This is a genomic window from Micromonospora sp. NPDC005806 (assembly GCF_042871425.1).
In the GTDB taxonomy this organism is placed as follows: domain Bacteria; phylum Actinomycetota; class Actinomycetes; order Mycobacteriales; family Micromonosporaceae; genus Micromonospora.
The window spans coordinates 1-13,197 of the sequence record NZ_JBIAIL010000076.1 but is presented as its reverse complement, the minus strand read 5'-3'; the positions used below and the strand labels follow the sequence as shown (position 1 = coordinate 13,197).

The window sequence follows — 13,197 nt, the reverse complement described above, 5'->3', positions numbered from 1 at the left end:
GGGCCACCGGTATACCCACGCCAGCAATGACCACCCGAAAGATCAACCAGCCGCCTCAACGGCCTTGATCAACAGTTAGCGAAAGACCGAGGCTAACCACGTTGTCGAGGACGCGGTCGACCCTCCGCCATTGCCGAGCGGGCATCCGGACTGCGCAGGTGCTCGGCTCAGCTGACTGATGGGGCATGCGCAGCATGGTGACCGACGGACGTCTGGTGGTCAACAACTCCCGCCCGCTCGGTCTCGGCACTGCGATGACCTGTCCGCGGCAGATGCGGATGTCCTACAGCGGGCTGTAGCCACGCCGGCGCTTGACGGGCCCTCGGTCCGCGCCCGTGGGGCATTAGCTTCTTAGTCGTGAGCTTCAACGTCACTGCAGACGCCTATGTCCGGTTCATGGGTCGGTTTTCCGAGCCGTTGGCTGCGCGGTTCGCGGAACTGGCCCAGGTGCAGGCGGGCCAACGGGCGCTGGACGTCGGGTGCGGGCCGGGCGGACTGACCACACAGCTGGTGGACCGTCTGGGCGCAGACAACGTCTCGGCGGTCGACCCATCCGCCCCGTTCGTTGCAGCCGTCCGCGCGCGCTTGCCCGGGGTCGACGTGCGCTCCGCGGTGGCTGAACGTCTTCCCTTTCCTGACGACAGCTTCGACCTCGCCCTTGCCCAGCTGGTCGTGCACTTCATGGCGGATCCGGTGTCCGGGCTGTCGGAGATGGCCCGGGTCACCCGTCCCGGCGGCCTGGTCGCCGCCTGCGTGTGGGATCACGCCGGAGGCAGCGGTCCGCTCGCCACCTTCTGGCGGGCTGTGCACGACATCGATCCACATGTGCGTGACGAGTCGGAGCTGGCCGGGGCGCGCGAAGGTCACCTGGCCGAGCTTTACGAAGCAGCACGCCTGAAGGACATCGAGCCCATGTCGCTGACCGTCACCGTCCGGTTCGCCACATTCGACGACTGGTGGGAGCCGTTCACGCTCGGCGTCGGACCGGCCGGTGCCTATGTCGCGCGGCTGGACGATGCGCAGCGCGATGGCCTGCGCCGCCGATGTGTGCAGCTCCTGCCACCGTCACCGTTCGACATCTCTGCTTCAGCCTGGTGCGTGCGGGCTCGCGCCTGACCGCCGCCCAGCGCGAGTCGATCACTCCCAGCTTATGTCGCCGCCGTTCAATCACCGGCGCGACGCACCACATGCGGCAGATCCGGATACTCGATCACCCGCCCGCTGAGGCCTACGAGCCCAACCCATCCAGCGCCACTTCTGCCCGACCGGGGTCAGCCAGATCAGGATCCTGAGTCGCGAATGCCTGCTCCAGCGTCCCCCACCCGAACCTCTGGATTACCTCAGCTTCACCCGTGGTGATCGGAACCAACCACGTGAAGACCACCGGCGCCGGTTCGGTGTGACAGACGGCAAAGGACTCCGGCAAATATCTCGGGCTGATCGCCACGATGGCTGCGGTCTGGCGGCCCGGGAAGAGAGGCCCCCGCGGACCAATCACCTGCCCATGCGACAAGCCGGCCCTGCGGCGCACCATCTCACCGGCCACCTGGAACAACAGCCCGGCCGCCCGAGCCGGGTAGTCATCGGTTGGAACGTGCATCACCAACTCTTGGTGCAAGGCCCCGTCACTCGGCAGGTTGAGATGACGCCGCGACAGCCCCACGGTCACCAGGGTCGTGACCTCGCCGAACGGGACGTCGGGGCCAAACCACGCCACCTGAACGCCCTCCGGCATCGTATCGTCGCCTCGGCTACCACCCGCGATGAGCCCGAGGAACGACTCCAAGTGTTCAATCAACCCAGCCACTCGGTGACCATCTCCGATCGAGCCAGGTCAGGGTTGGCTGGTCAGGTGGTGCACAGACAGTTGGCCGGTATCGCCACCACAGGCGAGCAGGGTGCCGTCGGCAGAGAAGACGATTCGGTGGGTGCGGCCGGTGTGCGACGGTGCCAGGGTCACTGGTGAGGGTTCGCCGGTCGGCAGGTGCAGGGTGGCGCCGAGTCGGCCGCCGATGGCAAGGAGGTCCCCATGTGGGGAGTACTGCCAGCTGAAGCAGGTGCCGTAGCGGTCGGTGCGGTGCGGGTCGGCCACGGCCCAGGCGAGGGTGTCGCCCTCGATGGGCAGGGCGAACGGTCCCTCGGCGAAGCCGCCGGCGGCGAGGAGGAACCGCTCGGTGGGGTCGAAGCCCAGGTGGCTGATCCCGGTGCGGCCGGTCGTGCTGGCGAACGGGAACGGGAACCGGGTGCTGTGCAGCAGCCGACCGGTGTCGACGTGCCACAGCTGCACGGTGGCGTCGTGCACGCCATAGGTGAGGGCAAGCAGCCGCCCAGAGGGCGACAGGGCTCCAGCGCGACACTCGGGTTGGTCGGCGACGTGCAGGACCAGTACGTCATCGCCGGTGCTGGTAGCACGGACACGGACCCGGTCGTCAGCATCGAACAGCAGCAGCCGCTGTCGGGTGGCGTCCTGGGCGGGCCGGGCGCAGAAAGGGTTGAACCGGGCAGTGCTGAACTGTTCGTAGGCTGCGAGGAAGCGGGTGGCGCCGGTGGTGAGGTCGAGGTGACGGGTCTCGCCATTGAGCGCGTAGACCAGGCCGGTGCCATCGGCGTCAAACAGCACGGTGTGGATGAACGTCTGCCTCGCTGGGCCGCTGCCGGGTGTCTCGGTGTGCACGAGTCGGCGCCGGCCGGTCGTGACATCGATGAGGTGCAGGTCGGCACCGTAGGCGCCACGGTGCAGCGAGGCAACGGCGAGGGTGTGGCCTTGCGGATGCAGGTCGAAGGTCTGTGGGCCGTCGCTGTTCGGCGGGGCGCAGCGCAGGACGGGCTCACCAGGTGGGGTGCCGGCTGAGTCGCGGACAAAAACGAAGCCCTCGCGCATGCGGGCGGCGGCCTCACGTGCGAGGGCGTCGCGGGCGGCCTGCGGGTTGGCGAGATCGCGGCTACTGTGCCGCTCCTTGGCGGTGCGTCTCCACGAGCGGCGCAGCAGGCGGGCACCGTCGACCGCGAGGTGCAGGTGTCTGGGTGCGGGCGGGTCGGGATGGGTAAGCAGCACCTCGTCGGTCGGCACGGACGGACTGTAGCGAACCACCGGCCGCGTTCGAGGCCAGGACCGGTAGGCCGTCGAAGCGGGATAACGCGCTCGCACATCGAACATCCGCTTCTCGGCATGACCGAGCGACCGCTGACCCGATCACGGTGACAGTGAGTAGCGCTCGGATCGCGGCCATAGAGTACGTCAATGCGTCTCATGCCCCCTCGGATCGTCGTGGCCGAGCCGTTCGGCAAGGAAGGCCAGGATCTCGTCTCTGGCGCGCAGTGTGGGGTGTCCCTGCTGGTCGACGAGATGGGCTGTGACGACGCTGTGGGGGCAGCCGACGACATCACGGAAGAACGGGGGTGGCTCGGGGTTGGCCGTCTCGCCCGGGATGACGCGTCCGTCGAACGCGTCGCCCAGGAGCGCCTGGTAGGCGGCGAACCGTTGGCCGGTGCACCACCGGTCGTTGTCGAAACGGTAGGCGAGCACCGTCAGCCCATCACGCTCGATGCGCTCACGCACCATCGCGGCGTCCTCGTCGCTGATCTCCAGTCCGGCGGGGTCGTCCAGTGGCAGCGAGGGATGGTTGACCACAGGCGCGATGACGGCCGGTTCGAGTGTCATGGTGAGCGCGAAGTTGCCGCTGAAGCACAGCCCGATCGCTCCCACGCCGGGCCCGCCGCACTCGGCCAGCGCCGTCCTGGCCAACCCCCGAAGCCAGGCCGTGATCGGGCTCGTGCCGCCACCGGCGAACGCGCGGAACTCGGCGCTGACGCAGGCACGGCGGACGGCCTTCTCCCCGTCGGCGGTGCTGGGGAAGGCGCCGTCGATACCGAACAGCGACGGAAGGTAGACCGTGAATCCCGCGTCTCGAATCCAGCGCGACAGGCGGACGACGTCCGGGCTGATGCCAGGCATCTCCGGCATCAGCACGACAGCCGGCCCGGACCCGCCGACGTAGACGGTCTTGCTGACGCCCTCGGTGTCGATAAGCCGCGTCGAGAAGTCCGCGAGAGCGTCGTCCGCTTGCGGTTCAGTGATCGCCATAGCCGTATCGTCGGGCGGGAGTGTCTGGTCCGGCCAGGGGCGAGATCGCCACATGTCCGGGTAATCTCGCCACCATGGTGGCCCCGCTTCGTGTCGGTGTGCTCGCGTATCCAGGATGCTTCGCGTCGGAGGTCTTCGGGGTTCCCGACCTCCTCACAATGGCCTCGCACATCGCCGCGGCCAACGCGACCAGCGATCCGCCGTACGACGTGTCGATCCTGTCGCCGCGGCGGCGCGTGGTCGCCTCCGGCGGCGTGGCGATCACAGTCGTGCCGGTGCGGCAGGTCGATGTCCTCGTCGTACCCGGGTTCGAGCTCTGCCCCGGACTCGACCTGGACGCGACGCTCACGTCGCTCGGGCCGGAGATCGAAACCATCAGGTCCAGCTCGCAATCGGGAGTCGCGCTGGTATCGATCTGTGTCGGCGCGTTCCTGCTGGCCGACGCCGGCCTGCTTGACGGGCGAGAGTCGACGACCTCGTGGCTGTTCGCCGACCGGCTGGCAGACCGTTGCCCTGGCACCGACGTCAGACCGGAGAAACTCGTGGTCACCGACAGCGGGGTGACCACGACAGGCGCGTTCAGCGCGATGTACGACTTCGCCCTCAGCCTCATCCGCGAGCACAACGGCAGTCGCGTCGCCCGCGCCACCGCGCGTGTCGCGCTCGTCGACGACGCGCGGCCGAGCCAGGCTCCGTACGTCGACGCGGAGCTGTTGCCGGCCACCGGCAGCCAGTTCTCGCAAGGCGTCAAACGCTGGCTGGACCAGAACGTGCGCGAGCGCTACGATCTCGGGCTGCTCTCCGCGACGTTCCACGTCAGCACACGAACCCTCCTGCGGCGGTTTCGCGGCGAGACCGGCCAGACCCCGCTCGGGTACCTGCAGGCGCAACGGGTGCGCAGGGCGAAACACCTGCTCGAGACCACTGAGAGGACAGTCGCCAGCATCGCCGCCGATGTCGGCTATCGCGACCCCGGGACGTTCAGCGCCGTCTTCACCCGCCTGGCCGGGCACCGGCCGCGGGACTACCGCGCGACGTTCGGGGGAAGCGCCGAACCCATCTCCTGACGAGCCGAAGCACAACGTCCGCCCATCGGCCAGAGGCGGATGCGGACCGCGCCCTACTTGAGGGCTTCTCGTAACGCAGGGTTACCGTTCATGCGGCGACGGCCGATCTCACGGTCCCGTCAAGGCAGCCCTCAGCGGCGACTGGACGGACCGATAGAGGAGGTCTATTCATCAAGCCGTACCTGATCTCTGCATCAGATCCGGCCCGCCGGCAGGGAGTTCGCTGCGCGGGTGCAGTCCTCACCAGCGCAGCCGCTGCGCGAGCGGCTGGCCGCTTCCACAGCGGGCAACACACGTCGAGCCCCCTAGCCTCACCCGCGTCGGCGGCTCAGCCGGCCCACCGACGCGTCCAGTAGGCCGGTTCACCGGCCTGAAGTTCCGTAGACTCTGGGATGTCCTCCCCGCACTCGGGGCGGAGCACCCAGAGTTCAGTTGCCATCACCGATCAGATTCCTCCAGCTCGAAGCCTGTCAGGGCGATCTTGTGCTCGGTGGCCGACCCGACAGCGCGGAACGGAATCCGGCTGTGGCCGGCGACGAGCAGGCCCTCGCCGCGCGGTGCCGACAGCAGCAGCCGCGATTCCCCGGCGGTCAAGTTGAACGCCTCGCTGACGGCGTCGATGGATTGGGTGCTCTGGCGCATCAGCACCTGGGTCGCCGCGTTGGACACGACGGCGAGCCCGAGGTCGGTCGACAGCACGTCGGCCGCGTCTTGGGTGATGACGCACAGCCCAGCGGATCGCTTGCGGGCGGCCTTCGCCATCCGGAACAGGAACCGAGCGCCTTCGCCGTCGCGCATCAGCAGCCACGCTTCGTCCACCACGACGAGCTGCCGCCGCCGGCGGGCATTCGTGGCGGGGGTGTCGATGCCCGACCAGATCGAGTCGAGGGCCAGCAGTGTGCCTACGGTTCGCAGTTCGTCGGGCAGGTGCCGCAGCGACCACACCACCAGGTGTCCGCGCGGCGCGGTGGTGGTCGGCCCGTCGAACAGGCTGGCGAAGTTCCCGACCGTCCACGGGGCGAGCCGGGCGGCGAGCTGCCCGGCGGCCGGGTCATCGTCAGCGGCCAGTACCTCGGCCAGGTCCCGCAACAGCGGAGCGGGCTTCGTCCAGGTGGCCGGGTCGCCGTTGATGCCGGCCCGGTTGTAGGTGGCGGTGATGGCCCGATCGAGGGCGGCTCGTTCGGCTGGCGGGGCCGTCCCGAGCATGACCGAGATCAGCGTGTGCAGGTACAGCCCACGGCGGGTCAGCGTGTCGGGCCGGTTGTCGGCGGGCAGGTCGAGAGGGTTGATGCGCACGCCCGGTTGGCCGAGCTGCACGACAGTCCCGCCCACATGCTCCGCGAGGGGCGCGTACTCGTCCTCCGGGTCGATCACACTGACGGTCGTGCCCTGGTAGAGGTTGCGCAGCACCTCCAGCTTGACGAAGTACGACTTCCCGGCCCCGCTGCGCGCCAGGACCACGCTGTTGTGGTTGTCCTGCGCCCACCGATTCCAGATCAGCACCCCGTTGCTGGTGGTGTTGACCCCGTAGACCACGCCCTCGGGCGGGGCGACGGCGCCCGGGGCCGGGGCGGCGAGGTCGGCCGAGGCGAGGGGGAACGCTGCCGCGAGGGCGGTGGTGTCGAGGATGCGGCGCATCCGTAGCGGGTCCACGCCGACCGGCAGGGTGGAGATCCACCCCTGCTGGTGGCGGAACGTCGCCGGCTGCAGGTCCAGCAGCACGCTGGCGGCGGCGGACTTCACGCCGGCGGTGACGGTGGCAAGTTCGTCGAGGGTACGGGCGTGGATGGTGACGTAGATGCCGACCTCGAACAGCTTCGCCGCGCCGCGGGCGACGCGTTCGGCGAGGTCGGCGGCGTCGGCCGCTGCCGCCTCCACCATCGGGTCGCCCAGGCGGCCCTGGTCAGCATCGAGGCGGCGGGAGGATTCGAGGCGGGCACGCTGGCGCTTGAGCATCGGCGCGGCCAGTTGCGGCGGCACGGGGTCCAGGTGCACGGCGACGTCGACGCGTCCAGGGTAGGACAGCAGCGGGTCGAGCCAGGCGGGGCCGACCTCGGCGGGGTAGCCGCAGACGGCGTAGGTGGCGGCGTGCCCGTCGCCGACCTGCACGTGTGATGGGGTGACCGACAAAGCGGCCGGGGAGGGCATGCCGTCCCCGGCCGCGACGCGCTTCTTCATGGACGTCAGCAAGTTCACGATGTGCTCCGTAGGGTGATCGGGACGCCGGGCACCGCTCGAGGGCCAGGCGGTGGGGGAGAGAAGGGGTCAACTGCGGCGGCCAGCGCGGCGGCGACGGCCGGCCCGTCCAGGGCAGCGGCTTCGACACCGAGCCCGGACAGGGCGCGCACGGCGCCCTCGGCTGCGTGCTCGCCGGTGACGACAGCGAGGACTTGGCGGCGCAGCGGATCCCGCTGACTGTCGAGGTCGAGGAGGAAGTCGGCGTAGTTGTCGGCGGCGGCCCGCAACGCCGGGTGGGGCAGTCGCGGCGCGTGGTCGACGGTCGCCTGCGCGTAGACGGACAGGTCGTGCCGCTGCGCGGCAACGACGATCTGCGCCGGCCCGGTCAGGCTGTTGAGGAACCGGCCGAACCCGTCCAGCAGCGCGCCCTGCTCGCTACCAGTGCGCAGGTGGATGTTCGTCGTGCCGCAGGCAATCATGATCTTGTTGCTGCCCTCGCTGGTCAGAACGCCGGTCGGGCTGACCGCCGTGACCGGAGAGCGCAACGGCGCCGGGACGCTCGGCTTGCCGGCCACGACCGCGACCGAGCTGGCCCGAGCTGTACCCGGTGCGAACGTGCGCGGGCTGCGGCTGAGCGTGAACCCGTGCCGCAGCCACACATCCAGCGGCAGGCCGTCACGGCGGCCGAGCGCCACCACGATCGCGACCGCGACCACGATGACCGCGCCGACGACCCAGGCAGCCGGCGGCAGCAGGTGGCCGACGGTGCGGTAGCTGCCGAACCCGCCGAGCCCTACGCCGCCGATGATGGCCAACTGCCGGAACGTCAGCCCGAACGCAATGCGGTCGGGCTCGTTGACGTCCGCCGGGACAACGGCGCGCGGGGGAGTGTCCTCGGTGGTCATCGGCCACCTCCCACGGCGGCGCGGCCGAACCGACCGAACGGCACGCGCCGGGTGAGGGACTGGATGAACACCGCCCGCAGCAGGACACCGCTCGTGGTCGGCGAGCCCCTGCCGGTCACGTACCGGCGCACCATGCCGGGGATCTTGACGGTGCCCCACAGCAGCACCGCGACGAGCAGCAGGTTCAGCACGTCCGAGCCGGGCAAGCCGAGTACCACCGGCAAGTTGGCGTCCGGGTCGACCAGGAGTTGAACGCCGGTGGACAACGTGATGGCCTGCAGGGTGGGCGTGCCGAGGCAGCCCAGGACGCTGCGCCACCACAGTCCGGCGGCAGCCTGGGTCCACGGCAGGGCGTAGCAGGCCAGAGCGGCCGGAGCGATCCCGGCCAGGATCACCAGCGCCACGACGCGCCCGACCCAGCCGGTGATGAGGGTGAACATCAGGCCGACGATGAGCAGGCCGATGAGCGTGGCGATCAGGGCGGTGCTCGGGTCGGTGATCGCGGCGGCCACGTGGTCGCGTGCCATGGTGACCGTCTCGATGCTCGGCGCGGCCGTGCCCACCATAGAGGTGGTCAGCGAGTTGGCGACGTCGATGAGCACAGCGCATAGCGGCACCGCGACGTTGGACAGCACGAAACCGACGACCAGCCGCGGAACCAGGTCTTTGACGCTGTAGCGGATCTCGACGCAGCCGCCGACCATCGTGGTGATGCCCACGGCGATGATCGCCAGGGTGAAGCAGGCGTTCACGACCAGGGAACTCTTGCCCGCGATCGTGGTCACCTGCGGTAGGACGGTGACGTCTGGTGACAGGAACATCGAGGAAGTGAGGAAGGCCAGGAGCCCGCCGAGCAGGTCCAGCACCCGCCCGGCGAGCCAATCCACCAGCCCGTCCATCAGCCAGTTGACCACGGGGGTGTCCCTCAGCCGCCGAGGATGCCCTGCAGCACCTGCAGGATCACCGGGGCCAGCACTGCGAGGGCGTAGCCGATCAGCGCGGACTTGAAGTTGCCCTTGGCCTGCTCGACCTGGGCCGGGTCACCACCGGCAGCCATGTACCGCAGGCCGCCAATGACCAGGAACATCGTCGCGACCAACGCGGTGATGCCCATGATCCAACCGGTGATGTTCGAGATGACGTGGGCAATGGAGTTGGGGCCTGCGCCATCGGGCGCAGGCGCAGCCAGAACCAGCTCGTTGAGGAGAGAAATCGTGTGCATCGCGGCGCTCCACAAAAGATGGGTGGGCCGCCGCGATGGGGACTCAGCGAAGAGCCGTGTGGTCCGGTGGGGGCGCTCCTCCCTTGCGTGATTCCAAGGGCTGCGGTGTCAGTACGCCGCGCCAGCCGTGCCGGACCGAGGGCCTCGCCGGGGTGCGAGGTCCCCACCGGGCGGGCATGCCGTGGAGGACATGCACCGCCCAGATCTCGCCTGTCAGCTCGATCGAACTCGGCGCCGGCCTGACACGCCCTGACAGAGCCGGTCAGCGACCCACGTCGCCACGCAAAGTTGCGCGGACCGGAAACGCAACGAGGCCGCCCCGGCCGCCGCCCGAGACAGCCTGGCGCCGAGATCAGTACGGGATCGGCCTACGGCACAAGGTCAGAGCGACGTACGGCGCGAAGTGCAACCCGCAGCAGGTCGGCCCTCCTTCAGCAATCGGCTTGACCTCTGGGATCTGACGGTCAGCGTGGCGGGTGTCCCTGCGTGACGAATGCCCTCAGCGCGGCTTAGCGCTCGGCTTCCGGATCTGCCGATGTGCGGACGCTGTGGCTTACAGATTCACGCGGCTCGTGGCCAGCGGTCCGGCGACTCCAAGGCCCTTCGCTGTACCGCCGCTGACAGAGCGCGTGGCCTTGTCGACTCGGTGTATGAAGGGTTTCGTCAGCCGACAGCGCCCAGGTGGCGTAGGGCGCGGGCGGTGGGGGTGCCGTGGTCGGCGGTGATGAAGACGACTTGCTGGTCGTCGGGGATGGTGAGCACGTCGCAGTTGAGGCGCAGCGGGCCGAGCTGTGGATGGGTGAGGGACTTGATCCGGTGGCTTGGGGCTCGTACCAGGTTGGTGTTCCAGATCTCGGTGAACTCGGGACTGGCGGCGCGCAGCCCGGTCAGGAGGCGGGCGAGGCGCTCGTCGCGGGGGTAGCGGTCGGCGGCGGCGCGCAGCCGCGCCACCGCGATGTGACCGAATTCTTCGGCGCTGGAGCTTTCGTAGCTGCCGAGGCCCAGGAACCGTCGGCGGGCCAGGTTGGGCTCCTGCCTGAGGTTACCCAGCAGGGCGTCGGCGAGCGGATTGAAGGCGATCACGTCGTAGCTGGCGTCGGTGACGACGGCCGCCGCCTCGGGGATGCGGCGCAGCAGGTTGACCATATGCGGGCGGACCTGGCGTACCGGCCCGGCGGGTGGTGCCGGAGTCGCCCCGGCCAGCCGGAACAGGTGGGTCCGCTCGGCTGGGGAGACCCGCAGCGCGTCGGCGAGGGAGTCCAGAATCCGCGGCGACGGATGGGGGCCCCGGGCCTGTTCGAGTCGGGCGTAGTAGTCGACCGACATGTGGGCCAGCTGGGCGACTTCCTCACGGCGCAGGCCGGGGGTACGACGGCGCGGACCGGCGGGCAGGCCGACATCGGCGGGGCGTAGGTCTTCCCGCCGCTGCCGAAGGAACCACGCCAACTCCTGTCCCGCCATGATCCACCCCCTCCAGAGCCAGGTATCGGTTGTCCCTGGATCGGCCCGGTCGCCGTCGGCATCGTTGCAGCATGAACACCATGAACGATTCCACGGCACTGGTCACCGGCGCCAACCAAGGCATCGGCAAGGAAATCGCGCGGCAGTTCGCGGCCGCCGGGCTGATCGTCTACCTCGGCTCTCGCGACCCGGAGCGGGGACAGCGGGCTGTCGACGAGATCGGCGGCAACGCTCGACTACTCACCCTCGACGTCACCGACGGCCAGAGCGTCGCCGACGCCGCCCGTCAAGTCGAAAACCTGGACATCCTGGTCAACAACGCTGGCATCTCGGTCGACCTGAACCCGGTGACCGAGACCGACGTTGACGCCTTCCGCCGCACCTACGAAACGAACGTGTTCGGGGTCGTGGCGGTCACCAACGCTTTCCTGCCCGCGTTGCGCCGCTCCGCCCGGCCCCGGATCGTGAACCTCTCCAGCGGCACTGGATCACTGGGCTGGAGTACCGGCCCGCAGCCGCGGTTCCCCGCGACGGGCTCACTCGCCGCATACCGATCGTCCAAGACCGCACTGAACGCGCTGACAGTCTTCTACGCCCAGGCGCTCGCCGGCGACGGCTTCAAGGTGAACGCCCTCGCGCCCGGGCTACGCAAAACCAATCTCAACGTGACCGCCGCCGCCAGCGGCGGAGACCCGGCCGAAGCCGCAGCTGGCGCGGTCCAACTGGCACTGCTGCCCGACGACGGCCCCACCGGCGAATTCCTCTCCTGGGACGGAACCCGCGTGCCGTGGTGATCACCACTCGCGCAACCTGCCCAACCTCGGCGTCATCGCATCCGAGTCAGCGCTGCGCCTGCCTCGCTAATCGAGACACACGCTTCTGCCGCAGTCCGGGCGCTGACCTTCGTCGGTGAGCAACCGGATTTGGCTCCCCTCTGTGTCAAGACACCGCCGGGAGGGGAGTTCTATCCTGGGTCTCGGCGGGTCCGGGAAGTGACTCCTCCGAAGAGCCGGCTGGGGGATGAGAGTCGGTCACGCTGGAGTCTGTAGTCGTTCCCCGGTGTCCTCCCGGGCCCGCCGCCGTGGCCACCGCGTCGCTGATCATGCACCGGTAGACGATGTCGGACAGGCGTCGTTTCAGGGCGCGCATCGCTTCCATCGATGTCTTGCCGGAGGCCTTCTTCCGGTCGAAGTAGGCGCGGCCTTCGGTGGGATTGCGCAGCTGGACGGTGGCCATGATGTGCAGCACCCGGTTGATCTGCCGGTTCCCGGCGCGGGAGAGCCGGTGTCGTACCTGCTCGCCCGAGGACGCGTCGATGGGGGCGGTGCCGTTCCAGGAGGCGAAGTGGGCCCGGTCGGGGAACCGGGTGATGTCGCCGACCTCGACCAGCAGCCGGGCGGCGCCGGATGGTCCGACGCCGCGCAGGTCCATCAGGGTGGTGCCGGTGGAAGCGACCAGTTCGGTCAGTTCCTTGTCGGCTTCCTTGGAGCGTCGGTAGACCCGTTCGAGGTCGCTGATCAGCTCCGCGGCGACCCGCCGGCGGGCCTTGCCGACCGCGTCACGGGGCCGGACCGTGGCCAGCAGTGCCTTGGCCTGGGCGGCGGACAGGCTCTTCTTCGCCCCACCCGGAATCAGTTCCAGCAGCAGTTGATGCAGCTGGGACACCATCCGGGTGTGGTCTTCGCCGAGGGAGCGGCGCCGGTCGACCAGAATCCGCAGCAGGGCCAGCTGCTCATCGTTGACCACCGGGCGCAGCCCGGCCATGCGGGTGCCGACCAGCGCAATGGAGTGGGCGTCGGTGGCATCGGTCTTGCGGCCCTGACCGGTGGCGAACACCCGCGCCCGGGCGGACAGCTTCGGTGGCACGTCGACGACCTGCTCGCCGTCGGCCAGCAACCGGTTGGCGATGTGCCCGCCGATGCCCTGGCAGCCCTCGATCGCCCAGACCCGGTTCGGCCACTGGCTGGCGTACTTCCTCATCGCCGTGTAGCCGTCCCGGCCGGTGTCGAACCGGCCGCCGCCGACGATGGTCTCGTCGCCGGCCATGACCTCGATCGTGGCAGAGCGTTTGTGCGGGTCCATCCCGATGACTACACGATCCGACGTGCCACTCAACGGTTCCTCCGATGCTCGATCCACCTGGATTGTCGAGCCGGGAGGGCAACGCTACTTCGAGCCGAGCAAACCCCTGACTTGTCTACTGGAGTTAGATGCGCGGGTCTGCAGCCCGTAGCGTCAGGGCGCCGGTCGGCACTGGCTCGCATACCCCTTGCCGCTCTC

At 69.3% G+C, this 13,197-nt stretch carries 12 protein-coding genes; 3 read left to right on the top strand and 9 right to left on the bottom strand.

The features are described 5' to 3' along the window. Positions 1–357 precede the first annotated feature (357 nt). Entirely contained in the window at positions 358–1,116 is a 759-nt protein-coding gene (locus ACFYOS_RS35670; protein WP_387151520.1) for a class I SAM-dependent methyltransferase, read from the top strand. Between the two features lie 112 nt (positions 1,117–1,228). Here the strand turns inward: ACFYOS_RS35670 and ACFYOS_RS35665 are convergent, their stop codons facing one another. The 3 genes from ACFYOS_RS35665 to ACFYOS_RS35655 all read right to left on the bottom strand — a co-directional run bounded on the left by ACFYOS_RS35665 (position 1,229) and on the right by ACFYOS_RS35655 (position 4,084). Beyond that, entirely contained in the window at positions 1,229–1,807 is a 579-nt protein-coding gene (locus ACFYOS_RS35665) for a suppressor of fused domain protein (RefSeq protein WP_387151517.1), read from the bottom strand. Between the two features lie 27 nt (positions 1,808–1,834). Then, positions 1,835–3,070, bottom strand: a complete 1,236-nt coding sequence (locus ACFYOS_RS35660) for a WD40 repeat domain-containing protein (RefSeq protein WP_387151514.1) — start codon at positions 3,068–3,070, stop codon at positions 1,835–1,837. Positions 3,071–3,238: 168 nt separating this feature from the next. Beyond that, entirely contained in the window at positions 3,239–4,084 is an 846-nt protein-coding gene (locus tag ACFYOS_RS35655) for a dienelactone hydrolase family protein (protein ID WP_387151511.1), read from the bottom strand. Positions 4,085–4,158: 74 nt separating this feature from the next. Between ACFYOS_RS35655 and ACFYOS_RS35650 the strand changes: the two genes are divergently transcribed. Further along, on the top strand, positions 4,159–5,151 hold the full coding sequence (locus tag ACFYOS_RS35650) for a GlxA family transcriptional regulator (protein ID WP_387151509.1): 993 nt from the start codon (positions 4,159–4,161) through the stop codon (positions 5,149–5,151). A gap of 438 nt (positions 5,152–5,589) precedes the next feature. Here ACFYOS_RS35650 and ACFYOS_RS35645 read toward each other — a convergent pair whose 3' ends face one another. The 5 genes from ACFYOS_RS35645 to ACFYOS_RS35625 all read right to left on the bottom strand — a co-directional run bounded on the left by ACFYOS_RS35645 (position 5,590) and on the right by ACFYOS_RS35625 (position 10,917). Beyond that, the gene (locus ACFYOS_RS35645; protein ID WP_387151523.1) at positions 5,590–7,299 is read right to left on the bottom strand and encodes a VirB4 family type IV secretion system protein; all 1,710 of its coding nucleotides are present in this window, start codon (positions 7,297–7,299) and stop codon (positions 5,590–5,592) included. 44 nt (positions 7,300–7,343) lie between these two features. Then, positions 7,344–8,234 (bottom strand): PrgI family protein, encoded by an 891-nt coding sequence (locus ACFYOS_RS35640; protein ID WP_387151506.1) that lies wholly within the window; start codon positions 8,232–8,234, stop codon positions 7,344–7,346. Next, a complete protein-coding gene (locus tag ACFYOS_RS35635; RefSeq protein ID WP_387151503.1) occupies positions 8,231–9,148 on the bottom strand; it encodes a hypothetical protein in 918 nt (305 codons plus the stop codon). Before ACFYOS_RS35635 ends, ACFYOS_RS35640 begins: the two co-directional genes overlap by 4 nt. Positions 9,149–9,159: 11 nt before the next feature. Then, on the bottom strand, positions 9,160–9,456 hold the full coding sequence (locus ACFYOS_RS35630; protein WP_387151499.1) for a pilin: 297 nt from the start codon (positions 9,454–9,456) through the stop codon (positions 9,160–9,162). A gap of 663 nt (positions 9,457–10,119) precedes the next feature. Further along, positions 10,120–10,917 (bottom strand): helix-turn-helix transcriptional regulator, encoded by a 798-nt coding sequence (locus tag ACFYOS_RS35625; protein WP_387151496.1) that lies wholly within the window; start codon positions 10,915–10,917, stop codon positions 10,120–10,122. 80 nt (positions 10,918–10,997) lie between these two features. On the opposite strand from ACFYOS_RS35625, the gene ACFYOS_RS35620 reads away from it, so the two are divergent. Continuing rightward, on the top strand, positions 10,998–11,711 hold the full coding sequence (locus ACFYOS_RS35620) for an SDR family oxidoreductase (protein ID WP_387151493.1): 714 nt from the start codon (positions 10,998–11,000) through the stop codon (positions 11,709–11,711). A gap of 145 nt (positions 11,712–11,856) precedes the next feature. Here the strand turns inward: ACFYOS_RS35620 and ACFYOS_RS35615 are convergent, their stop codons facing one another. Beyond that, positions 11,857–12,963 (bottom strand): IS110 family transposase, encoded by a 1,107-nt coding sequence (locus ACFYOS_RS35615; protein ID WP_387151490.1) that lies wholly within the window; start codon positions 12,961–12,963, stop codon positions 11,857–11,859. Positions 12,964–13,197: the final 234 nt, after the last annotated feature.

Coding starts and splice junctions, on each gene's coding strand:
- ACFYOS_RS35655 (WP_387151511.1), bottom strand. CDS start 4,084: ATGGCGATCACTGAACCGCAAGCGGACGACGCTCTCGCGGACTTCTCG.
- ACFYOS_RS35650 (WP_387151509.1), top strand. CDS start 4,159: ATGGTGGCCCCGCTTCGTGTCGGTGTGCTCGCGTATCCAGGATGCTTC.
- ACFYOS_RS35645 (WP_387151523.1), bottom strand. CDS start 7,299: ATGCCCTCCCCGGCCGCTTTGTCGGTCACCCCATCACACGTGCAGGTC.
- ACFYOS_RS35640 (WP_387151506.1), bottom strand. CDS start 8,234: ATGACCACCGAGGACACTCCCCCGCGCGCCGTTGTCCCGGCGGACGTC.
- ACFYOS_RS35630 (WP_387151499.1), bottom strand. CDS start 9,456: ATGCACACGATTTCTCTCCTCAACGAGCTGGTTCTGGCTGCGCCTGCG.
- ACFYOS_RS35625 (WP_387151496.1), bottom strand. CDS start 10,917: ATGGCGGGACAGGAGTTGGCGTGGTTCCTTCGGCAGCGGCGGGAAGAC.
- ACFYOS_RS35620 (WP_387151493.1), top strand. CDS start 10,998: ATGAACGATTCCACGGCACTGGTCACCGGCGCCAACCAAGGCATCGGC.
- ACFYOS_RS35615 (WP_387151490.1), bottom strand. CDS start 12,963: ATGGCCGGCGACGAGACCATCGTCGGCGGCGGCCGGTTCGACACCGGC.